General features: G+C 71.5%; 20 protein-coding genes. 14 read left to right on the top strand and 6 right to left on the bottom strand.

Translation table 11 applies throughout. The annotated features are described in order from the left end of the window. Positions 1–353 (top strand): saccharopine dehydrogenase C-terminal domain-containing protein (locus tag AAG827_RS18860; protein WP_341927759.1); only part of this gene is annotated, 353 nt, incomplete at its 5' end. Here AAG827_RS18860 and AAG827_RS18865 read toward each other — a convergent pair. After that, positions 340–2,169: an amidohydrolase family protein gene (locus AAG827_RS18865; protein ID WP_341927760.1), complete on the bottom strand. Its 1,830-nt coding sequence runs from the start codon at positions 2,167–2,169 to the stop codon at positions 340–342. The two genes, AAG827_RS18860 and AAG827_RS18865, sit on opposite strands and share 14 nt — an antisense overlap. A 69-nt stretch (positions 2,170–2,238) precedes the next feature. Here AAG827_RS18865 and AAG827_RS18870 point away from each other — a divergent pair, with 69 nt between their 5' ends. Next, on the top strand, positions 2,239–2,493 hold the full coding sequence (locus AAG827_RS18870) for a DUF3311 domain-containing protein (protein WP_341927761.1): 255 nt from the start codon (positions 2,239–2,241) through the stop codon (positions 2,491–2,493). Continuing rightward, a complete protein-coding gene (locus AAG827_RS18875; protein ID WP_341927762.1) occupies positions 2,490–4,157 on the top strand; it encodes a sodium:solute symporter in 1,668 nt (555 codons plus the stop codon). Before AAG827_RS18870 ends, AAG827_RS18875 begins: the two co-directional genes overlap by 4 nt. A gap of 226 nt (positions 4,158–4,383) precedes the next feature. On the opposite strand, the gene gabT is transcribed toward AAG827_RS18875, so the two are convergent. After that, positions 4,384–5,727: a 4-aminobutyrate--2-oxoglutarate transaminase gene (gene gabT, locus AAG827_RS18880; RefSeq protein WP_341927763.1), complete on the bottom strand. Its 1,344-nt coding sequence runs from the start codon at positions 5,725–5,727 to the stop codon at positions 4,384–4,386. A 91-nt stretch (positions 5,728–5,818) separates the two neighbouring features. Here gabT and AAG827_RS18885 point away from each other — a divergent pair, with 91 nt between their 5' ends. From AAG827_RS18885 to AAG827_RS18920, 8 genes are all read left to right on the top strand, one after another. Beyond that, positions 5,819–6,916, top strand: coding sequence for a 1-deoxy-D-xylulose-5-phosphate reductoisomerase (locus AAG827_RS18885; protein WP_341927764.1), 1,098 nt, complete (start codon positions 5,819–5,821; stop codon positions 6,914–6,916). Further along, positions 6,913–8,274 (top strand): site-2 protease family protein, encoded by a 1,362-nt coding sequence (locus AAG827_RS18890; protein WP_341927765.1) that lies wholly within the window; start codon positions 6,913–6,915, stop codon positions 8,272–8,274. The genes AAG827_RS18885 and AAG827_RS18890 overlap by 4 nt, the downstream gene beginning before the upstream one ends. Before the next feature lie 95 nt (positions 8,275–8,369). Beyond that, positions 8,370–9,113: a hypothetical protein gene (locus tag AAG827_RS18895; RefSeq protein WP_341927766.1), complete on the top strand. Its 744-nt coding sequence runs from the start codon at positions 8,370–8,372 to the stop codon at positions 9,111–9,113. Between the two features lie 33 nt (positions 9,114–9,146). Further along, positions 9,147–10,298: a flavodoxin-dependent (E)-4-hydroxy-3-methylbut-2-enyl-diphosphate synthase gene (ispG, locus tag AAG827_RS18900; RefSeq protein ID WP_341927767.1), complete on the top strand. Its 1,152-nt coding sequence runs from the start codon at positions 9,147–9,149 to the stop codon at positions 10,296–10,298. A 112-nt stretch (positions 10,299–10,410) separates the two neighbouring features. Next, positions 10,411–11,703, top strand: coding sequence for an MFS transporter (locus tag AAG827_RS18905; protein WP_341927768.1), 1,293 nt, complete (start codon positions 10,411–10,413; stop codon positions 11,701–11,703). Positions 11,704–11,712: 9 nt separating this feature from the next. Continuing rightward, entirely contained in the window at positions 11,713–12,558 is an 846-nt protein-coding gene (locus AAG827_RS18910) for a GNAT family N-acetyltransferase (RefSeq protein WP_341927769.1), read from the top strand. Between the two features lie 34 nt (positions 12,559–12,592). Continuing rightward, complete coding sequence (locus AAG827_RS18915) at positions 12,593–12,958, top strand: hypothetical protein (RefSeq protein WP_341927770.1); 366 nt, start codon at positions 12,593–12,595, stop codon at positions 12,956–12,958. 49 nt (positions 12,959–13,007) lie between these two features. Then, positions 13,008–14,780 carry a proline--tRNA ligase gene (locus tag AAG827_RS18920; RefSeq protein ID WP_341927771.1) on the top strand — a complete coding sequence of 591 codons (1,773 nt, stop codon included), beginning with the start codon at positions 13,008–13,010 and terminating at the stop codon, positions 14,778–14,780. Between the two features lie 41 nt (positions 14,781–14,821). Here AAG827_RS18920 and AAG827_RS18925 read toward each other — a convergent pair whose 3' ends face one another. Continuing rightward, positions 14,822–15,505 carry a hypothetical protein gene (locus AAG827_RS18925; RefSeq protein ID WP_341927772.1) on the bottom strand — a complete coding sequence of 228 codons (684 nt, stop codon included), beginning with the start codon at positions 15,503–15,505 and terminating at the stop codon, positions 14,822–14,824. A 23-nt stretch (positions 15,506–15,528) separates the two neighbouring features. Here AAG827_RS18925 and AAG827_RS18930 point away from each other — a divergent pair, with 23 nt between their 5' ends. The 3 genes from AAG827_RS18930 to AAG827_RS18940 all read left to right on the top strand — a co-directional run bounded on the left by AAG827_RS18930 (position 15,529) and on the right by AAG827_RS18940 (position 19,350). After that, entirely contained in the window at positions 15,529–17,586 is a 2,058-nt protein-coding gene (locus tag AAG827_RS18930; protein WP_341927773.1) for a prolyl oligopeptidase family serine peptidase, read from the top strand. 9 nt (positions 17,587–17,595) lie between these two features. Next, the gene (locus AAG827_RS18935; protein WP_341927774.1) at positions 17,596–18,291 is read left to right on the top strand and encodes an HAD family hydrolase; all 696 of its coding nucleotides are present in this window, start codon (positions 17,596–17,598) and stop codon (positions 18,289–18,291) included. A 132-nt stretch (positions 18,292–18,423) separates the two neighbouring features. Then, entirely contained in the window at positions 18,424–19,350 is a 927-nt protein-coding gene (locus AAG827_RS18940; protein ID WP_341927775.1) for a zinc metalloprotease, read from the top strand. A 165-nt stretch (positions 19,351–19,515) separates the two neighbouring features. Here AAG827_RS18940 and AAG827_RS18945 read toward each other — a convergent pair whose 3' ends face one another. From AAG827_RS18945 to AAG827_RS18955, 3 genes are all read right to left on the bottom strand, one after another. Then, a complete protein-coding gene (locus tag AAG827_RS18945; protein ID WP_341927776.1) occupies positions 19,516–19,950 on the bottom strand; it encodes a ferritin-like domain-containing protein in 435 nt (144 codons plus the stop codon). Further along, positions 19,947–20,462 carry a hypothetical protein gene (locus AAG827_RS18950; RefSeq protein ID WP_341927777.1) on the bottom strand — a complete coding sequence of 172 codons (516 nt, stop codon included), beginning with the start codon at positions 20,460–20,462 and terminating at the stop codon, positions 19,947–19,949. Before AAG827_RS18950 ends, AAG827_RS18945 begins: the two co-directional genes overlap by 4 nt. Beyond that, positions 20,455–20,640 (bottom strand): hypothetical protein (locus AAG827_RS18955; RefSeq protein WP_341927778.1); only part of this gene is annotated, 186 nt, incomplete at its 5' end. The genes AAG827_RS18955 and AAG827_RS18950, both read right to left, overlap by 8 nt.

Below are 20,640 nucleotides of genomic sequence, written 5' to 3' on the forward strand. Positions count from 1 at the left end.
GTGAGGTCAGTCCGCGCGACGTCGTCGCCGCCGTGCTGCCGGACCCGGCAGGAGTCGGCCCGCGGATGAAGGGCAAGACCTGCGCGGGCCTGTGGGTCACGGGCAAGGACAAGCAGGGCCAGCCGCGGTCGACCTACCTCTACCACGTCGTCGACAACGAGTGGACGATGCAGGAGTACGGCCACCAGTGCGTCGTCTGGCAAACCGCGATCAACCCCGTCGTGGCCCTCGAGCTGCTCGCCACCGGTGTCTGGAGCGGTGCCGGCGTGCTCGGCCCGGAGGCCTTCGACGCCGTGCCGTTCCTCGACCTGCTGACCGCCTACGGCAGCCCGTGGGGCATCAAGGAGCTGTAGCCGCCACCGGCACGGCACTGGTCTCGGGCCTGGCAGGCCCGGTCGTCACCGGGGGGATGACGGCCGGGCCGGCCTCGCCCGCGCGCAGGAACTGTCCCGTCCGCTCCTGCGTGAGTACGTCGGTCCCCTCGCCGTCGCGCCACACCACGCGCCCGGACACCATCACCAGCGGCACGGTGGCGTCGTTGCGGTTGACCATGCGGGACAGGCCGTCGTACTGCGCGACAGGCGCCTCCGCGTAGTCGGTGAGCGTGTCGTCGAGGTGGGCCGGGTCGAGGACGAAGAGGTCCGCGCGGTCACCGACGCGCAGGTGCCCGGCGTCGATGCCGTACCACTCGGCGAGCTCGCCGGTGAGCCGGTGCACGGCGTGCTCGACGGTGATGAACGGCTTGCCCGCCCGGTCGGCGTCGTGCACGTGCTTGAGCAGGCGCAGGCCGAAGTTGTAGAAGCTCATGTTGCGCAGGTGGGCGCCGGCGTCGGAGAAGCCCATCTGGATGCCGGGGCTGGCCGCCATCTTCTTGAGGATGTGGGGTCGGTGGCCCGAGATGGTCGTGCGCCACCGGATCGACGTGCCGTGCTCGAGCACGAGGTCGAGGAACGCGTCGACCGGGTGCAGACCGCCGCGCTCGACGCCGACCTGGCCGAAGGACTTGCCGATGACCGAGGCGTCGGGGCACTCCATGATCTCGGCGTCGAAGAAGTCGCGGTGCCAGACGCGGGGGCCGTACTTGCTCTCGTAGTCCTTGCGGAACGCCGCACGGTAGGCCGGGTCGCGCAGCAGGTCGTCGCGAGCGATCTTCTCCGAGAGGTGCAGGGCGGCGGCGCCGGAGCCGAACTCCTCGAAGATGACCAGGTCGATGCCGTCGGCGTAGACCTCGAAGGGCACCGGCAGGTGCTGCCAGCGGAAGTCGCCACCGAGGCGGTTGGAGACGGCGGCCAGCAGGCGCATCAGGTGGATGATCCCGGGGATCGCCTTGATGTCGGCGGCGGAGAGCAGGCTGGTCTTGAGCGGCTTGGCCGAGCCCACCCCGATCGAGCCGAACGCCTGGGTGACGATCGTGTGCGGGTGGCTGGCGTCGGGCCCGGCCTGGAGCGCGCGCTCGCGCTCGCGCAGGATCCGGCGCAGGCCGCGCATCTCGCGCCACTTCGCGTAGGTCGAGGGCAGGGTGCGCGAGCGGCAGACCTCGCCGTCGAGCTTGTCGAAGAGCAGCTGCTGGGCCGACATGCCGACGAAGCCGGCGTCGAGCGCCTCGGTGAGCATGTCCTCCATGCGCTGCTGCTCGCGCCGCGACGGCTTGACGCCCTTGCGGGTGGCCTGGTCCAGGCCCATCGTCGCGGTGCGCATGTCGGAGTGGCCGATGAAGGCGGCGAGGTTGGGCCCGAGGGGGAGCGACTCCAGGGCGTCGACGTACTCGCTCGCCGAGCTCCAGGTCTTGGCCTCGTCGACGGCGGAGATCACGTGCTGGCGGGGGATCGCCTCGACCCGGCCGAAGAGGTCGCCGGCGTCGACGCCGCCGACGTGGATCGTCGAGAGCGAGCACGAGCCGAGCAGGATCGTGGTGACGCCGTGGCGCAGCGACTCCGGCAGGTGCGGGTCGCGCAGCACCTCGACGTCGTAGTGCGTGTGGATGTCGACCATGCCGGGCAGCACCCACTGACCGCGGGCGTCGACGACGTCGGGGCAGCCGGTCGTGTCGAGCGGGGTCGCGGAGATCTCGACCACCACGCCGTCCCTGATCCCGAGGTCGCGCACGGCCGAGGCCGCCCCCGTCCCGTCGAACCAGCGGCCGCCCTGGATGATCACGTCGAAGGTCACCTGCTGATTGGACCGGAGTCGTTGACACGCGTCAAGAGGTAACGGCCATCACAGGTAGCGTCCGGCCCCATGAGTCTCGGGAATGACCAACGGTCCGACACGCCTGCCGTGCCGGAGACCGACATGCGCAAGATGACAGCAGCCGGAGTGCTGCTCCTGATCCCCGTCGTGGCCCTGCTGTGGGTCTCGATCTACGCCAAGGAAGGCCCGGAGCTCTTCGGCTTCCCGTTCTTCTTCTGGTACCAGTTCGCGTGGGTCTTCCTGTGCTCGGCCATGACCTGGTCGGCCTACAAGCTCACGCTCTCGGCCAGGAAGCCGCGATGACGCCGCTCGTGACCGGCGGTGGGGTCAACACCACCGCGCTGGTCGTGCTGATCGCGCTCTTCCTGCTGGTGACCGTCCTGGGCTTCATGGCCTCGCGGTTCCGCCGCGCACCCGACCTCAACACCCTCGACGAGTGGGGCCTGGGCGGGCGCAAGTTCGGCACCTGGGTTACGTGGTTCCTGCTGGGGGGCGACCTCTACACCGCCTACACGTTCGTGGCCGTGCCGGCGGCGATGTACGCCACCGGTGCGGTGTCGGGCTTCTTCGCAGTGCCCTACACGATCATGCTCTACCCGATCATCTTCGTCTTCATGGCGCGGCTGTGGTCGGTCAGCCACCGCCACGGCTACGTGACGACCGCCGACTTCGTCCGCGGCAGGTACGACGACCGCTCGCTCTCGTTGGCCATCGCCGTCACCGGCTTCATCGCGACCATGCCCTACATCGCGCTGCAGCTCGTCGGCATCCAGGCGGTGCTCGAGGTGGCCGGCGTCGGCGGCGGCGACAACTGGGTCGCCAAGGACGCCCCGCTGTTCGTGGCGTTCGCCGTGCTCGCGGCCTACACCTACTCCTCGGGCCTGCGGGCCCCGGCGGTCATCGCGTTCGTCAAGGACATCCTGATCTACCTCGTCATCGTCGTCGCGATCGTCTACCTCCCCTCGCAGGTCGGCGGCTGGGACAACATCTTCGGCGCGGCCGAGGAGAAGATGGCGACCACCAACGAGGTCACGGGGGCCCCCACCGGGTCCTACATCCCCGGCGACGGTCAGCTCTGGGCCTACGCCACGCTCGGCCTGGGCTCGGCCCTCGCGCTCTTCATGTATCCCCACTCGATCACCGCGAGCCTGTCCTCCAGCAGCCGCAACACCGTGCGCCGCAACGCGGCCCTGCTGCCGGCGTACTCCTTCGTCCTCGGGCTGCTCGCCCTCCTCGGCTGGGTGGCCATCGCCGCCGGGACCAAGCCGATCGGCCTCGACGGCAAGGAGAACCCCCAGCTGGTGATCCCGCAGCTCTTCGAGGACTTCTTCCCGGGTTGGTTCGCCGGCGTCGCCTTCGCGGCGATCGCGATCGGGGCGCTCGTGCCGGCGGCGATCATGTCGATCGCGGCAGCCAACACGTTCTCGCGCAACATCTACAAGGAGTGGCTCAACAAGGACGCCACCCCGGCCCAGGAGGCCAAGGTCTCCAAGCTGATGTCGCTGGTGGTGAAGGGCTTCGCGCTGGTCTTCGTGCTCACGCTCGACAAGCAGAACGCCATCAACTTCCAGCTGCTGGGCGGGATCTGGATCCTGCAGACCTTCCCCGCGATCGTCTTCAGCCTCTACACGCGCTGGTTCCACCGCAAGGCGCTGCTCGTGGGCTGGGCCGCCGGCATGGTCTACGGCACGATCCAGGCCTACCAGGTCGTCAACCCGGCGACCGGCAAGCGCTTCGGAGGCTCGCTCGACATCATCCCGGGCATCGGCGACCTGGGTTACATCGCGGTCACGGCCTTCGCGCTCAACCTGCTGATCACGGTCGCGCTGACCCTGGTCCTCAACGCTGCCAAGGTCTCCAACGGCACGGACGCCACCGAGCCCGGTGACTACTACGCCGACGCCGACGACCCGCGGGTCCAGGTCGACCTGGCGCACAGCGACGAGCCGTTCCGCGAGTCGCGCTAGGCACGCAGGAGCACGCCGAGTCGGCGCAGTGTTGCAGCCCGTGCAACATCGCGCCGACTCGGGCTCTGCTGATCGTGGAGTCCGTGGCTTCAGTCGTGTGCCGCAGACAGCGTTGCACCGCGGTCGGAGGCACACGACCCGACAGCGCGGCGCAGCCTGGTCGTTCCCGCGCCGCGTCGTGGGCTCCAGCCAGCGCCCCTGCCCGGCCCGGCCCCGGCCCCGGCTCCTAGGCCGTCGCGGCGAACGCCTCGGCGACCACGTCGAAGGCCTCACCGAGCAGCGCGTCGGAGATCGACAGCGGCGGCAGGAAGCGGAAGACGTTGCCCCACGTGCCGCAGGTGAGCACGACGACCCCGTGGGCGTGGCAGTACGACGCCACGGCAGCCGCCCGGGCGGCGTCCGGCTCGGTGGTCCCCGGCGTGCACAGCTCGATCGCCATCATCGCGCCGCGACCGCGCACGTCGCCGATCACGGCGTAGGTCTCCTGGAGGTCCGCGAGGCGGCCCGCCATCGTCACGCCGATCTCGCGGGCCCGGGCGCCGAGGTCGTGCTCGCGCATCTCCTCGATCGCCCCGAGGGCCGCCGCGCACGCGATCGGGTTGCCACCGTAGGTGCCGCCGAGACCACCGGCGTGCACGGCGTCCATCAGGTCGGCACGGCCGGTGACGCCCGCCAGCGGCAGCCCGCCGGCGATGCCCTTGGCCGTGGTGACCAGGTCGGGGACGACGCCCTCGTGGTCGCTGGCGAACCAGTCGCCGGTGCGGCAGAAGCCCGACTGGATCTCGTCGGCGATGTAGACCACGTCGTTGGCCCGGCACCACGCGGCGATGGCCGGCAGGAAGCCCGGCGCCGGCACGATGAAGCCGCCCTCGCCCTGGATGGGCTCGATCGCCACACAGGCGAGGTTGGTGGCCCCGACCTGCTTCTCGATCACGTCGATCGCCCGCGCTGCGGCCTCCTCGCCCGACAGTCCGTCGCGGAACGGGTAGGACATCGGAGCGCGGTAGACCTCGCCCGCGAACGGCCCGAAGCCGTGCTTGTAGGGCATGTTCTTGGCCGTCATCGCCATCGTCAGGTTGGTCCGCCCGTGGTAGGCGTGGTCGAACACCACGACCGCGTCCTTGCCGGTCGCCACGCGGGCGATCTTGACGGCGTTCTCCACGGCCTCGGCGCCGGAGTTGAAGAGGGCGGACTTCTTGGCGTGGTCGCCCGGCGTGAGCTGGGCCAGGGCCTCGCAGACGTCGACGTACCCGTCGTACGGCGTCACCATGAAGCAGGTGTGCGTGAACGCTGCGACCTGCTCGCTCACCCGTCGTACGACGGCCGGTGCGGCGTTGCCGACCGAGGTCACCGCGATGCCCGAGCCGAGGTCGATCAGCGAGTTGCCGTCGACGTCGACCAGCACGCCGCCACCGGCCGCGACGACGAACACGGGCAGCGTCGTCCCGACGCCGTCGGCCACGTGCTCCTTCTTGCGCTGCAGCCGCAGCTGCGACTCGGGGCCGGGGATGGCCGTGACGAGCCGGCGCTCCTGGGGCAGGGACGGTCCTCCGACGGCTGTTTCAGTCATGGGAGAACCCTAATCCCACCGGTTCCGCAGTGACAGGGCCCCAGGGCGACGAATCCATGATCCTGGCGAGAAGTGCGGGAGACTTCTCCCCGTGACTCGTCGTGATGTCGTCGTCCTCGGCTCCACCGGCTCCATCGGCACCCAGGCCCTGGAGCTGGTCCGCGCCAACCCCGACCGGTTCCGCGTCGTCGGGCTGACCGCGGGCGGGTCCAACCCCGACCTCTTCGAGCAGCAGGTCGCGGAGTTCGCACCGGCCTTCTCGGGCCTCGGCGAGGAGGCCTCCACCGAGGCCGCCGCCCGGCCGTGCGACGTCGTGCTCAACGGCATCACCGGGGCGGTCGGCCTGCGCCCCACCCTGGCGACCCTCGACGCGGGCACCACGCTCGCGCTCGCCAACAAGGAGTCGCTCATCATGGGCGGCCCGCTGGTCCTCGAGCGCGCGCGTCCCGACCAGATCGTCCCGGTCGACTCCGAGCACAGCGCGATCGCCCAGTGCCTGCGGGGCGGCCGCCCCGAGGAGGTACGCCGACTCGTGCTGACCGCCAGCGGCGGACCGTTCCGCGGCCGCTCGCGCGCGGAGCTCGCCGACGTGACGCCCGAGCAGGCGGCGGCCCACCCGACCTGGGACATGGGACCGGTCATCACGATCAACTCCGCGACCCTGGTCAACAAGGGCCTGGAGGTCATCGAGGCGCACCTGCTCTTCGGCATCCCCTTCGACCGGATCGAGGTGGTCGTGCACCCGACGAGCGTCGTCCACTCGATGGTGGAGTTCGTCGACGGCTCGACGCTGGTCCAGGCCAGCCCGCCCACCATGATGATCCCGATCGCGCTGGGGCTGTCCTGGCCCGACCGCGTGCCCGATGCGGCCCCTGCGGTCGACTGGACCAGGCCCGAGACCTGGGAGTTCCACCCGCTCGACCACGAGGCCTTCCCGGCGGTGTCGCTGGCCCGTGAGGCGGGGGAGCGAGGCAGCACCGCGCCCGCGGTCTACAACGCCGCCAACGAGGTGTGCGTCGACGCCTTCCGCGCCGGGAGGCTGCGCTTCGACGAGATCGTCAGCAGTGTCGCTGCCGTCCTTGCGCGCCACGACGTACCCTCGATCGAGGGACTCACCGTCGACGACATCCTCGCCGCCGACGCCTGGGCCCGCACCGAGACCAGCAGCCTGATCGGGAGACCCGCGTGACCGCGCTCTACTACCTTCTCGGCGTCGTCATCTTCGTCGTCGCCATCCTCGTCTCGATCGGCCTGCACGAGCTCGGCCACATGATCCCGGCGAAGAGGTTCGGCGGGAAGGTCACGCAGTACTTCATCGGCTTCGGGCCCACGGTGTGGAGCAAGCAGGTCGGCGAGACCGAGTACGGCGTCAAGGCGATCCCCCTCGGCGGCTACGTCAAGATCGTCGGGATGCTGCCGCCCGGCGCGCACGAGCTGGCCGACGAGGTCGCCGTCGACGCCGCGGGCAACACCGTCACCCGGGTGCGCAAGTCCAACACCGGCATGTTCACCCAGCTCATCTCCGACGCCCGGGCCGCCGAGTGGGAGCTCGTGGGCCCCGAGGACAACGACCGGCTGTTCTTCAAGATGGCCTCCTGGAAGAAGATCGTCGTGATGGCCGGTGGCCCGACGGTCAACCTGCTGATCGCCTTCTTCATCTTCTGGGGCGTCTTCGCGACCTACGGCCAGCAGTCCGTCGAGGTCGTCAAGGGCGCCCCCGTCATCAGCACCGTCTCCGAGTGCGTCATCCCCTTCACCGAGGAGGGGCGCGACTGCACCGCCCAGGACCCGCCGAGCCCCGCCTTCGAGGCCGGCCTGCGCCCCGGCGACCAGGTCACCACCTTCAACGGCGTCGTGGTCACCGACTGGGAGCAGCTGCGCGAGCTGATCCGCGACAACGCCGCGGGTGACGCCACGATCGCCTACGTCCGCGACGGTCAGCAGCTCAGCGGCACCACGTCGACGACGGTCGAGGCGCGTCCGACGTCGGAGACCGACGAGACCCTGCGCGAGGTCGGCTTCCTCGGTGTCACCCCCGAGGTCGAGATCGTCACCACCACCGGCGGCCCGATCTACACCCTCGACCAGATGGGCGACATGACCGTCGAGACGGTCAAGGCGCTGGGCACCCTGCCGGTCAAGGTCTTCGACGTCGCCCAGGCCATCGTCGGCCTCGAGGAGCGCGACCCCGAGGGCCCCGTCAGCATCGTCGGTGGCGGACGACTCGCGGGCGAGACCGTCTCCAGCGACCAGTTCCCGGTCACCGAGAAGACCGTCTACCTCCTGATGCTCATCGCCGGCTTCAACTTCTTCATCGGCATGTTCAACTTCCTGCCGCTGCTCCCGCTCGACGGTGGCCACATCGCCAGCGCCGCCTGGGAGTGGGCGCGCCGCGGCATCGCCCGCCTGCGGCGCCGCCCCGACCCGGGCTACGTCGACGCCGCCAAGCTGCTGCCGATCGCCTACGTCGTCGCCTCGGCGATGCTCGTCATGGGCGTCGTGCTGATCATCGGCGACCTCGTGGTGCCGCTCAGCCTCCAGGGCTGACCTCGACGGGGGCCGGGCTGATCCGAGCCCGCACCCCCCACCACCTGAGTACGACGGCTCACGACCGCTACGGCTGCCGACGTGAGGCTGGTCGCATGACTTCCTCCACTGTGCGTCGTCTCCTCGTCCTCCCCGTCCTCGCCCTCGGCATCGCCGGCTCCCTGAGTGCCTGCGACTCGTTCCTCGGGGGATTCGCGGACACCCCGCTCGGGATCAACGCTGACGAGATCGGCTGGGCCCCCGGCGAGGACGTCACCGGGGTCGTCGAGAACCCCGACGGCACCATGACCGTCACGCTGGCCCCCGCTCCCGAGGGCCCCCGCGGAGCGCTCGAGGCGATCGACCTCGACCAGGACCGTGACGCCCCCGGACTCGTCACCTGCGACTACGACCGCAACCCCTCGACGTACGCCTGCCCGACCTCGGGCCTCGACCAGGGCGTCTACGTCGTCCAGGTCACCGATGCCAAGCAGCCCGGCGAGGGCACGCAGTCGGTCGCCGTGGTGATCAGCGACGTCCCCGGCTACGACCCGACCGTGGGGATGGTCCCCGTCGACATGAGCACCGGCGAGCGCGACGAGTCCGAGGCCTACCTGGCCCCCGAGGCCGGCACCCCCACCCCGGTCCCGCTCGCGGGTTGGGAGCCGGGCGCCGAGGTGACGGTCTCGGTCGTCGGCGATGGTGAGGTGAAGCCGTTCCTCGTGCGCCACGTCACCATCGCCGACGACGGCACCGGCGAGGTGCGTCTTCCTGCCCTGGAGCGCGGCTACTACGGACTCGTCGCCACGGACGGGACGTGGGCCCAGGACCTCTCCGTGCACGTCGCGCGCAGCAACTGACGACGCTCCGCGCCCGGTCAGTAGGCTGGAGGCATGACCGCCATCAGCCTCGGAATGCCGGAGGCGCCGCCTCCCGTGCTCGCGCCCCGCCGCAAGACCCGTCAGATCCAGGTCGGCAAGGTGGGCGTCGGCAGCGAGTCGCCGGTGTCGGTCCAGTCGATGACCACGACGCTCACCTCCGACGTCAACGCCACGCTCCAGCAGATCGCCGAGCTGACCGCCACCGGGTGCGACATCGTGCGTGTCGCGTGCCCCAGCCAGGACGACGCCGACGCGCTCGCCCAGATCGCCCAGCACTCGCAGATCCCGGTCATCGCCGACATCCACTTCCAGCCCAAGTACGTCTACGCCGCGATCGACGCCGGCTGTGCGGCGGTCCGGGTCAACCCGGGCAACATCCGCAAGTTCGACGACCAGGTCAAGCAGATCGCGCAGGCCGCCCAGGACCGCGGCACCTCGATCCGGATCGGCGTCAACGCCGGCTCGCTCGACCCGCGCCTGCTCGAGAAGTACGGCAAGGCCACCCCCGAGGCACTCGTCGAGTCGGCCGTCTGGGAGGCCGGCCTCTTCGAGGAGCACGGCTTCCACGACTTCAAGATCTCGGTCAAGCACAACGACCCGGTCGTCATGGTCCGCGCCTACGAGCTGCTCGCGGCGGCCGGCGACTGGCCGTTGCACCTCGGTGTCACCGAGGCCGGCCCCGCCTTCCAGGGCACGATCAAGTCGGCCACCGCCTTCGGCGCGCTGCTCAGCAAGGGCATCGGCGACACCATCCGTGTCTCCCTCTCTGCCCCGCCGGTCGAGGAGGTCAAGGTCGGCATCCAGATCCTCCAGTCGCTCAACCTGCGCCCGCGCAAGCTCGAGATCGTCTCCTGCCCCAGCTGCGGTCGCGCCCAGGTCGACGTCTACACCCTGGCCGAGCAGGTCACCGCCGGCCTCGAGGGTCTCGAGGTCCCGCTGCGCGTGGCCGTGATGGGCTGCGTCGTCAACGGTCCCGGCGAGGCGCGCGAGGCCGACCTCGGGGTCGCCTCCGGCAACGGCAAGGGCCAGATCTTCGTCAAGGGCGAGGTCATCAAGACCGTGCCCGAGTCGCAGATCGTGGAGACGCTCATCGAGGAGGCCATGCGCATCGCCGAGGGCATGGAGGCCGTCGAGGGCGGCGGCGCCCAGGTCACCGTCAGCTGACGTCCCCGTCCGCGCCGGGCTGGAGGGGTCTCGACGCCTCCTCGCTGGTGCTCGTCGGGCTCGACCGGCGAACGGACCGACTCTTCACGGCGCGGGGCGAAAGGAGGTCGCGATGACGGCGGCGGCACCTGAGCAGAGCGTGCTCCGTGACCCGGCCTTCGTCCGCTACCTCGTGGCGCGCACGTTGTCGGGCGCCGGCAACATCATCACGCTGATCGTGCTGCCGATCCTGGTCTACCGGATCAGCGGGTCGGCGTCCCTGACCGCACTGGTGGCGGCCTGCGAGGCGGCGCCCTACTTCGTCTTCGGGCTCGTGGCGGGGGCGCTCACGGACCGGTGGAACCGCAGGACGGTCATGGTGGTCGCCGACGTCTTGGGGGCCGGGCTCGTGGCGACGTTGCCGCTGGCGCACTGGCTGGGGGAGGTGACGGTGACCCACGTGCTCGTGGTCGCCTTCCTCGGCCCGACGCTCGGGGTCTTCTTCGACGGAGCCGTCTTCGGGGCGATCCCGACGCTCGTGGGCCGCGGCAGGATCGCGGAGGCCAACTCGATCGCGTGGGGCGCCCAGAGCCTCAACGAGATCCTGCTGCCGTCTGCCGTCGGCCTCACCCTGGTGCTGCTCGCCCCGGCCGACCTGCTGGTGCTCGACGCGCTGACCTTCGCCGCATCGGCGGCGCTGGTCGCGTCGATCACCCGGCCGATGCACGACGCGACCCGCGAGCACCCGCCGCTCACGACCACGGTTCTGCTGAAGGACATCCGCGAGGGCCTCGCGTTCCTCGTCAGCCATCCCGGCGTCCGCACGATGACGATCGTCGGGACGCTCCAGTGCCTGGCCGGAGGCGGGTTCGTGGCGCTGATGGTGGTGTGGATCGACCGCAGCCTCGACGTCGGCACCGAGGGCCTCCGCTTCGGGCTCGTGTACGGCGCCTGGGCGGTCGGCGGGCTCCTCGCCGCGAGCGCCCTCCCGCGGCTCCTGCGGCGCAGCTCGCCCGAGCGGATCGCCCTGGTGGCCCTGCCGTTCAGCGCGGCCGCGGGGCTCGTCGTACCCCTCGTGCCGGTGTGGTGGGCGGCGGCCCTGGCGCTCGCCGTGTGGTCGGTGGCCTACACGGTGATCGTCATCAACGCCGTGTCCTACCGGCAGGTCGTCACGCCGGAGCCCCTGCTCGGGCGGGTCAACACCGCCGGACGGATGCTCTCGTGGGGACTGGGGTGGACCGGGGGAGCGGTCCTGGCCGGTGTGCTGGTGGGCGCGCTCGGGACGGTGGCGACGATGGAGGTCCTCGCGTCCTTCGGCGTCGTCGCGGTGCTGGTGGCCTGGACCTCGCCCCTGCGACGCGCCGTCCTCACCTCATCCGGGGAGGAGTCGGGCGACCGGTCCACCACGCCCGCCGTCGACCCGTAGAGTCTCCGCGTGCAGACCACACGCCAGGGCGTCCGTGCCCTGGGGACCTCCGACCTGGACGCCTTCGTGGCGCTCGCGCAGCAGGACCCGGTGGTCAACGTCTTCGCCCTCTACCGGGCGCGCACGACGAGCCTGGAGCCTCGCTGGCTGGGGGGCGAGGTGTGGGGTCGCTTCGTCGACGGGGAGCTCGTGGCCGCCTGCCACGTCGGCGCCAACCTGGTGCCGATCCAGGCCACCGCCGAGGACGCCCGCGCGTTCGCCGAGCGGGCCATGACGCGCAGCCGCAGCGTCTCGACGATCGTCGGTCCCCACGACGCCGTGCAGGTCCTGTGGAACTCCCTCTCGCAGAGCTGGGGCAAGCCGCGGGAGGTCCGTTGGCTCCAGCCCCACCTGGTGATCGACGGTCCGCCACTGGTGCAGCCGGACCACCTCGTGCGTCGCACGACCCGGCAGGACATGGCCGCGCTCTATCCCGCGTGCGTGGCGATGTACACCGAGGAGGTCGGGGTCTCTCCCGAGCTCGGTGGCAACTCCGACCTCTACCGCGCGCGCGTCACCCAGCTCACCAGCAGGGGCTGGTCCTTCGCCCGCTTCGAGGGCGGGCGCGTGATCTTCAAGGCCGAGGTCGCCTGCGCGACGAGCCACGCGGCCCAGATCCAGGGGGTGTGGGTGCCGCCGGACCGTCGCGGCGAGGGGCTGGCGATCGCCGGCATGGCGGCGGTGGTGGATTACGTCCGGGCCGAGATCGCGCCGCACGTCTCGCTCTACGTCAACGAGTGGAACCAGCCGGCCCGCAAGGCCTACAAGGCGGTCGGCTTCCGCGAGACCACCCGGTTCTCCACCGTCATGTTCTGAGCGGCGCACCCGGCAGCGCCCTAGGATCACGGCCGTGAGCATCTCTCCGAGCACCAAGGTCCTGGCCGGCATCTTCGCCGTCAGCGGCACCATCCACCTCGCCAAGCCTGACGTCTACGAGCAGATCATGCCGAGCTGGGTGCCGCGGCACCGCGAGGTCATCCTCGGCAGTGGCGTCGCTGAGATCGCTCTGTCCGCGGGACTGCTCGCACCGCAGACCCGCACGCTGGCCGGCTGGGCCAGCATCGCGCTGCTGCTCGGTGTCTACCCCGCCAACGTCAAGATGGCCATCGACTCGACGAAGACTCGCAACACCGGCTTCAAGGCAGTCGCTATCGGTCGGCTTCCGCTGCAGTGGCCGATGCTCAAGGCGGCGTACGCCGCGACGAAGGGCGCCTGAGCGGCAACTGGTTCGCGGTGGTCCGGCACGCGCCAGTAGCCTGACCCGCATGATGATGCGGATGTCGAGCCTGTTCGTGCGGACCCTGCGAGAGGACCCCGCGGACGCCGAGGTCCCGAGCCACCGCCTGCTGGTGCGGGCGGGCTACATCCGTCGCGCCGCTCCCGGCATCTACACCTGGCTGCCCCTGGGCCTGCGCGTGCTGCGCCGGATCGAGGCCATCATCCGCGAGGAGATGGACGGGATCGGCGCGCAGGAGCTGAGCTTCCCCGCGCTGCTGCCCAAGGAGCCCTACGAGGCGACCGGTCGCTGGGTCGACTACGGCGACGGCATCTTCCGGCTGCAGGACCGCAAGGGCAACGACTACCTGCTCGGGCCCACGCACGAGGAGATGTTCACCCTCGTGGTGAAGGACCTCTACAACAGCTACAAGGACCTGCCGCTCTCGATCTACCAGATCCAGACCAAGTACCGCGACGAGGCTCGACCCCGCGCGGGCCTGCTGCGCGGTCGCGAGTTCGTCATGAAGGACTCCTACTCCTTCGACGTCGACGACGCCGGGCTCGACGCGAGCTACCAGAAGCACCGTGACGCCTACATCCGGATCTTCGACCGCCTCGGCTTCGAGTACGTCATCGTCAAGGCGACCGCTGGTGCGATGGGTGGATCGAAGTCCGAGGAGTTCCTCGCACGCGCCGACGTCGGCGAGGACACCTACGTGCGCTGCACGCACTGCGACTACGCCGCCAACGTCGAGGCCGTGCAGGTCCGGACCCCCGTGCCGGTGCCCTACGAGGACGTGCCCGCCGCCCACGCCGAGCAGACGCCCGACACACCCACCATCGACTCGCTGGTCGACCACCTCAACGCGGCGTTCCCGCGCGAGGACCGGCCCTGGGCCGCCGGCGACACGCTCAAGAACGTCCTGGTGGTGCTCAAGCACCCCGACGGCACCCGCGAGCCGCTCGCCATCGGCCTACCCGGCGACCGCGAGGTCGACCAGAAGCGCCTCGAGGGACAGCTGGAGCCGATCGAGGTCGAGGCCATGGACGAGGCGGAGCTGAAGAAGCACCCCGCCCTCGTCAAGGGCTACATCGGTCCCGGCGCGCTCGGTGAGAAGAGCGCCTCCGAGATCCGCTACCTCGTCGACCCCCGCGTCGTCGAGGGCACCCGGTGGGTCACCGGCGCCGACGTCGCCGGCAGCCACGTGCTGGACCTCGTCGCCGGGCGCGACTTCACGCCCGACGGCACGATCGAGGCCGCCGACGTACGCGACGGCGACGCCTGCCCCAGCTGCGACGAGGGCTCGCTCGAGTCGGCCCGGGGCATCGAGATGGGCCACATCTTCCAGCTCGGCCGCAAGTATGCCGACGCCCTGGACCTGCGGGTGCTCGACGAGAACGGCAAGCTCGTCACGGTGACCATGGGCTCCTACGGCATCGGTCCCTCGCGCGCCGTCGCGGCGATCGCCGAGGGCACCCTCGACGAGTCCGGCCTGTGCTGGCCGCGCAACGTCGCCCCCGCCGACGTCCACGTGATCGCGGCGGGCAAGGCACCCGAGATCTTCGCGGCCGCCGAGAAGATCGCCTCCGACCTCGACGCCGCCGGCGTGCAGGTGCTCTACGACGACCGCGCCGGCAAGGTCAGCCCCGGCGTGAAGTTCAAGGACGCCGAGCTCATCGGGGTCCCGACGATCGTCGTCGTGGGCCGCGACCTCGCCGAGACCGGCACCGTCGAGCTCAAGGACCGCCGCAGCGGCGAGAAGGAGAACGTCGCCGCCGACACCGTCGTGGCCCACCTGGTCTCGCTGGTCCGCAGCTGACCCGTCGGGCTGCTCAGGCCGGGCTGCTCAGGTCGGGCGGGTCAGACCACGCGGTGCAGCGGGGTCGGCCCGCGCCGGCCGGCGGGCTCGATGAGCTCCATCAGGCGTAGGCAGTAGGCGACCCGCTGCGCCAGCACGGTCGGCGCCCCGATGAGGGCGCCGAGCTCCGCGGTCGAGAACGGCTCGGTCGGCAGGGCCGCGCCCAGCAGGCCCAGCGCGTCGGCCGGCTGGCGCAGCTCGTGGCGCCCCACGACCTCGGCGAGGTGGCGCACCCCGGGATCGCGGGTGCGCCGACCTGACCGGCTCCGAGTGGGGGCCGGCGCTCGCACGTGGTCCTCGCGACACAGCAGCACCTCGACCACGAGGTGGGGGTGGCCGATCAGCGACGGGAACGCCACGAGCTTGTCGAAGACCTCCAGCACGCCGGCCTTCTTGGGGGAGCGGCGCTCGGAGAGGACCACGCCGTCGGCGTCGACCCGCACGATGCGCCGCACGGCGGGGACGGGGTGCACGATCCGCATCCGGTGCTCGTCGAGCAGACCGTCGAGCTTGGGGCCGAGCGGACCGAAACCACCGGTCTGGATCTCGACCAGCTCCCCGTCGGCGCGCACCAGGTCGACCACCCACCGCCCGACCGGCACCTCGACCGCGTCGCCCGGCCGGGACAGCCACTGCTTCACCGCGGCGTGCAGCGGTCCCTCCGCGAGCTCCCCGATCCCTGGCACGTCGCCGAGCCTAGGGTGGTGCGATGGAGACCCCGTCACACGAGCCGGTGCCCTTCGGCGCCTGGCCCTCGCCCCTCTCGGCCCGTCAGGTCCACACCAGCTCCACGCGACGCTCCGGTGCCCGGGTCGACGGCGACACCCTGCTCTGGCTCGAGGCCCGCCCCGCCGACGACGGCCGCACCACCCTGGTCCGGCTGCGCGACGGCGTGACGGAGGACCTGTCGCTGCCCGGGCAGGACGTGCGCACGCGCTTCCACGAGTACGGCGGCGGCGAGGTCGGCGCCGCTGCCGACACGGTCGTCTACACGGTGTTCGGCGACCAGCGGGTGTGGTGCGTCGCGCCGGGCGAGGCGCCTCGGCCCATCACGCCCGACGTGGGCGGTGCGCTGCGCTTCTCCTGCTTGCGCGTCGACCCGGCCCGCCGCGCGGTCTTCTGCCTGCGCGAGGACCAGCGGGACCCCGACGCCGAGCCCGTCACGTCGCTGGTCCGCCTGGACCTCGACGGCACCGACGACCCGGGCACCGAGCTCGTGGCCGGTCGCATCCGGCCCCTCGACGCGCCCGAGGAGCTCGCCGCCGACGTGGACTCGCCGCCCGACTTCGTGGCCGACCACGTGCTCTCGCCCGACGGGCGCCGTCTCGCCTGGCTCTCGTGGAACCACCCGCGGATGGCGTGGGACGGCACCTGGCTGTGGGTCGGAGACCTCGACGACGCCGGCGACCTGCACGACGTCCGGCTCGTGGCGGGCAGCGAGCAGGAGTCCCTCGAGCAGCCGCGCTGGCTCGACGACCAGCGGCTGACCTACCTCAGCGACGTCACCGGCTGGTCGCTGCACCAGGTGGTCGACGTGACGACCGGCCCGCCCGAGCCCCACGCGCTGCACGACCTCGAGCTCGACCACGGCCAGCCGCGCTGGCGCCCCGACCAGTCGTCGTACGACGTGCTGGCCGACGGTCGCCTCGTCACGACCGTCACCTCGGCCGGCCGTCACCACCTCGCGGTGCTCGACCCGACGACCGGGGAGTCCCGCGCGGTGGCGAGCCCGCTGACCTTCGTCGTCGACGTCCGGGTGCTCGGGCCGGACCACGTCGTCTGCCAGGCGTGCTTCGCCGACCGGCCGGCCGAGCTCGTCACGGTGGACCTGCGCGACGGCACCACGACACCCGTGGGCGGGCTGGCCTGGGCGGCCGTCGATCCCGGGCTGGTGAGCCTGCCCGAGGCCGTCGACTGGACCAGCGACGACGGCGCCACGGCTCACGGCTTCCTCTACCCGCCCGCCAACGCCGCGGTGTCGGCGCCCGACGGCGACCTGCCGCCCCTCGTCGTGACCCTGCACGGGGGACCGACGTCGGCGGCGATCCCGGCCCACACGGCCGACCGCGCCTTCTGGACCTCGCGCGGCTTCGCCGTGCTCGACGTCAACTACGCGGGCTCCACGGGCTACGGGCGCGCCTACCGCCGGCGCCTCGACGGCGTCTGGGGGATCGCGGACGTCGCCGACGCCGCGACCGGGGCGCGCCACCTCGCCGACACCGGCCGCGTCGACGGCACCCGCATGGCGATCACCGGTGGGAGCGCCGGGGGCTTCACCGTGCTCCGGGCCCTGACGACCACCGACGTCTTCACCGCGGGCGCCAGCCACTTCGGGATCAGCGACCTGACCGCCCTGGTGCTCGACACGCACAAGCTCGAGTCGCGCTACCCCTGGGGGTTGGTGGCGCCGTGGCCGTCGGGGCGCGAGGTCTACGAGGCGCGCTCCCCGCTGCGCGACGTCGACCGGCTCGCGGCACCCCTGATCCTGCTCCAGGGCACCGACGACCGGGTCGTCCCGCCCGTGCAGGCCGAGGCGATGGCCGCCGCCGTCCGCGAGCGCGGCCTGCCGGTCGCGCTGGTGATGTTCGAGGGGGAGGGGCACGGCTTCCGCCAGGTCGCCAACCGGGTGCGCGCGCTGGAGTCCGAGCTGTCGTTCTACGGCCAGGTCTGGGGCTTCGAGCCGGCCGGCGACCTGTCTGTCGTGGAGGTGGAGAACCTCCCGCCGACCCGGGGCGAGGCTGGTGGGAGTGGCGGCACCGGTGGCTAGCATGCGCGCATGACGATCGAGGCGGTCATCTTCGACTGGGGCGGCACGCTGACCCGCTGGCACGACATCGACTTCCACGCCGAGTCGCTGGCCCTGGCCCAGGCCGTCGTCGACCACGACGACACCGAGGCCGCCCGGGCCCGGCTGCACGCCGCCGGTGACATCATCTGGGGTCGCTCGCGCGACCACCAGCAGAGCTCCACCGTGGCGGACCTCTTCACCGAGGCCGGCCTCGCCCACGACCCGGAGCTGCTGCGGCACTACTACGAGTTCTGGGAGCCCCACACCTACACCGACGAGGCCGTCGGCCCGCTCTGGGAGGCGCTCCGGGCCGACGGGCTCCGGGTCGGCGTGCTGTCCAACACGATCTGGCCCCGGGCCTTCCACGAGCAGATCTTCGAGCGCGACGGCGTGCGCCACCTGATCGACGGCGACGTCTACTCCAGCGAGATCCCGTGGACCAAGCCGTCGCCGCTGGCGTTCCAGGCCGCGATGGACGCGGTCGGGGTGAGCGACCCGAGCCGCTGCGTCTACGTGGGGGACCGCCTCTTCGACGACATCTGGGGCGCCCACAACGCCGGGCTCCGGGCGATCCACGTCCCGCACAGCGCGATCCCGACCTCGCAGGTGGGGCACACCGAGGGGGAGCCCGACGCCGTCGCCCACGACCTCGCGGACGTCCACGGGATCGTCTCCGGCTGGTGAGGCACATTTCTGCAGGTTCGTGCAGCGCAGGTTCTCGCAGCGCGAGGATCTAGCGCTGGGGGGCCTCGGGGCGCCAAGGTCGGCGGAGCCGTCGGCGCTCGGCCGGCAGCACGAACGAAACGGACGACCTCCATGCGCACACTCGGACTGCGTCTCCTGGCCCTGAGCACCCTCAGCGCCGCGACCCTCTCCCTCACCGCCGTCGGTGCTTCGGCCCTGACCCCCTCGCCCGACCGTGGCCCGATCTGCGTGGAGCCCGGCGCCGCTGCCGCAGCCAAGGGCGGTCGCGAGGCCGACCACCGCGAGATCACGTCCGCCGAGCAGGAGCGCATCGCCGCCCGCACCCGGGCGCTGCTGGCGCGCAAGAGCACGCCCAGCCCCTCCGCGGTCGCCGCCGCCGGGGTGACCGTCCCGGTCTACGTCCACGTCATGGCCGCCAAGAACGGCGCCGGTGACGTGACCGACGCGCAGATCGCCCAGCAGGTCCAGGTGCTCAACACCACCTTCGCCGGCGGCGAGTCCGCCTCGGCCGCCGACACCGGCTTCAGCTTCACCCTCGCCGAGACCGACCGCTTCTACAACGACACCTGGCACCGCGACGGCTCCAGCACCAAGTACCGCAAGGCCACCCGCAAGGGCGGCGCCAACGCGCTCAACATCTGGCTGGTCGACTTCAACTACCTGGGCATCGCGACGTTCCCCTGGGACTACGCCCGCAACCCGGGCATCGACGGCATCCGCGTGCAGTACTCCTCGTTGCCCGGCGGCACCGCCACCAACTACAACCTGGGCGAGACCGCCACCCACGAGGCCGGCCACTGGTTCGGGCTCTACCACACCTTCCAGGGCGGCTGCACGGCCACCAACGACGAGGTGAGCGACACCCCCGCCCAGGACAGCCCGACCAACGGGTGCCCTGAGGGCCGCGACTCCTGCGCGCTGCCGGGCCTCGACCCGATCCACAACTACATGGACTACTCCTTCGACAGCTGCTACGACCAGTTCTCCGCCGGTCAGAGCACCCGCACCGCGCAGATGTGGGCGGCCTACCGGGCCTGACGCGTCACGGCCCCGGCGATCACTTCTTGCAGGTTCTTGCAATGCACGAATGTGTCCTGCGCTGGAGGTGCCGCCCGGGTCAGCGCTGCTGCATGCTTCTCGTGGAGGGACACCCACTGCCTATCCCACCCAGGCAGTCCCTCCACCCGGCCTCTGTCCCAGGCCTCAACGGTCCGCTTGCTCGTCTTCTCCGGGGAACATCTCGGGCGTTCCTCGGAAGACGAGCAAGCGGACCGCTGTCATCTGCAGGGCGCGCATCGCCCAGGCGCGCAGGTCGCCGGTGGTGCTGCCCACCAGGAACGCGTAGGTCGTCGCGCAGGAGCGCTCCAGCGCCAGGGCCTCACGGGTGACGGCCTCGGGCGTGCCCACGTCGGAGGGCACGTCGTACGCCGCTTGGCTGGGTGCGGGGACGACGCCCAGGTCGGTGAGGGTGCGGGTGAGGTGGTCACGACGCCCCCGGTGCGTGGCATAGGAATCGTTCAGCGCGGTGAAGAGACCGGGGCTGGCCGACTGCGAGGTCCGACCGCCGAGCAGCCCGAGCACGTAGACCGCGGCGTGCTCGGCGGCCAGGGTGGTCTGCAGGGCCTGGACCTCGCTCATGCGGCCCCCTCGCGTGCCGTCGGCAGGAGTGCGAGCCGTTGGGCCACCGCGGCCGACATCTGGGCCAGGAGCAGGGCCAGCGAGCCGCTGCGGGCCTCGAGCGTCGCGACCTCGAGCCGTCGTTGGTGCGCGCGCTCGAGCCGGGTGATCCGGCGCAGGGCCTCCGCACGCGGCAGCGGCGTGCCGGACGTGGCGAAGGAGAAGTCCTGCCGACCGGTCAGCGCGGCGCGGTGGGCGGCGTGCATGTCCCGCAGGTCAGCGACCCGGTCCTGGAGCCCGCGTCCCTGGGGCACCGCCTCGAGGGTGGTCTCGAGGTCTCGCACCACACGGTCGACGAGCTCGGCGTCGGCGTCCGCGGGGGGCAGCGTGGGGGAGGCCCCGGCGGTGGAGGGGGAGGTGTCGTCACGCGGTGAGAGATCGCTCACCGCGTCACACCCGGCGACCGTCACGAGACCGCCCAGCGCCACGCCCAACGTCGTACGACGCGTGGTCGCGGCAGCCCGGTCAGTCACGCCCCGACCCTATCTCCGGTTGCGGGCGGAGCAGCCGGGAGCGGCTATCGTGGAGCAGCACCACGGCGCGAGTCACGCAGCGCTGGCAGGGCAGCACCCACAACAGCACAGGGAGGTCGCGCACCATGAGCGCAAGGCAGGCCGAGACACAGGCCCAGATCGAGGCGGAGATCGCTGA

The sequence above is a fragment of the Nocardioides psychrotolerans genome (genome assembly GCF_943371775.1).
GTDB classification, from domain to species: Bacteria; Actinomycetota; Actinomycetes; order Propionibacteriales; family Nocardioidaceae; genus Nocardioides; species Nocardioides psychrotolerans_A.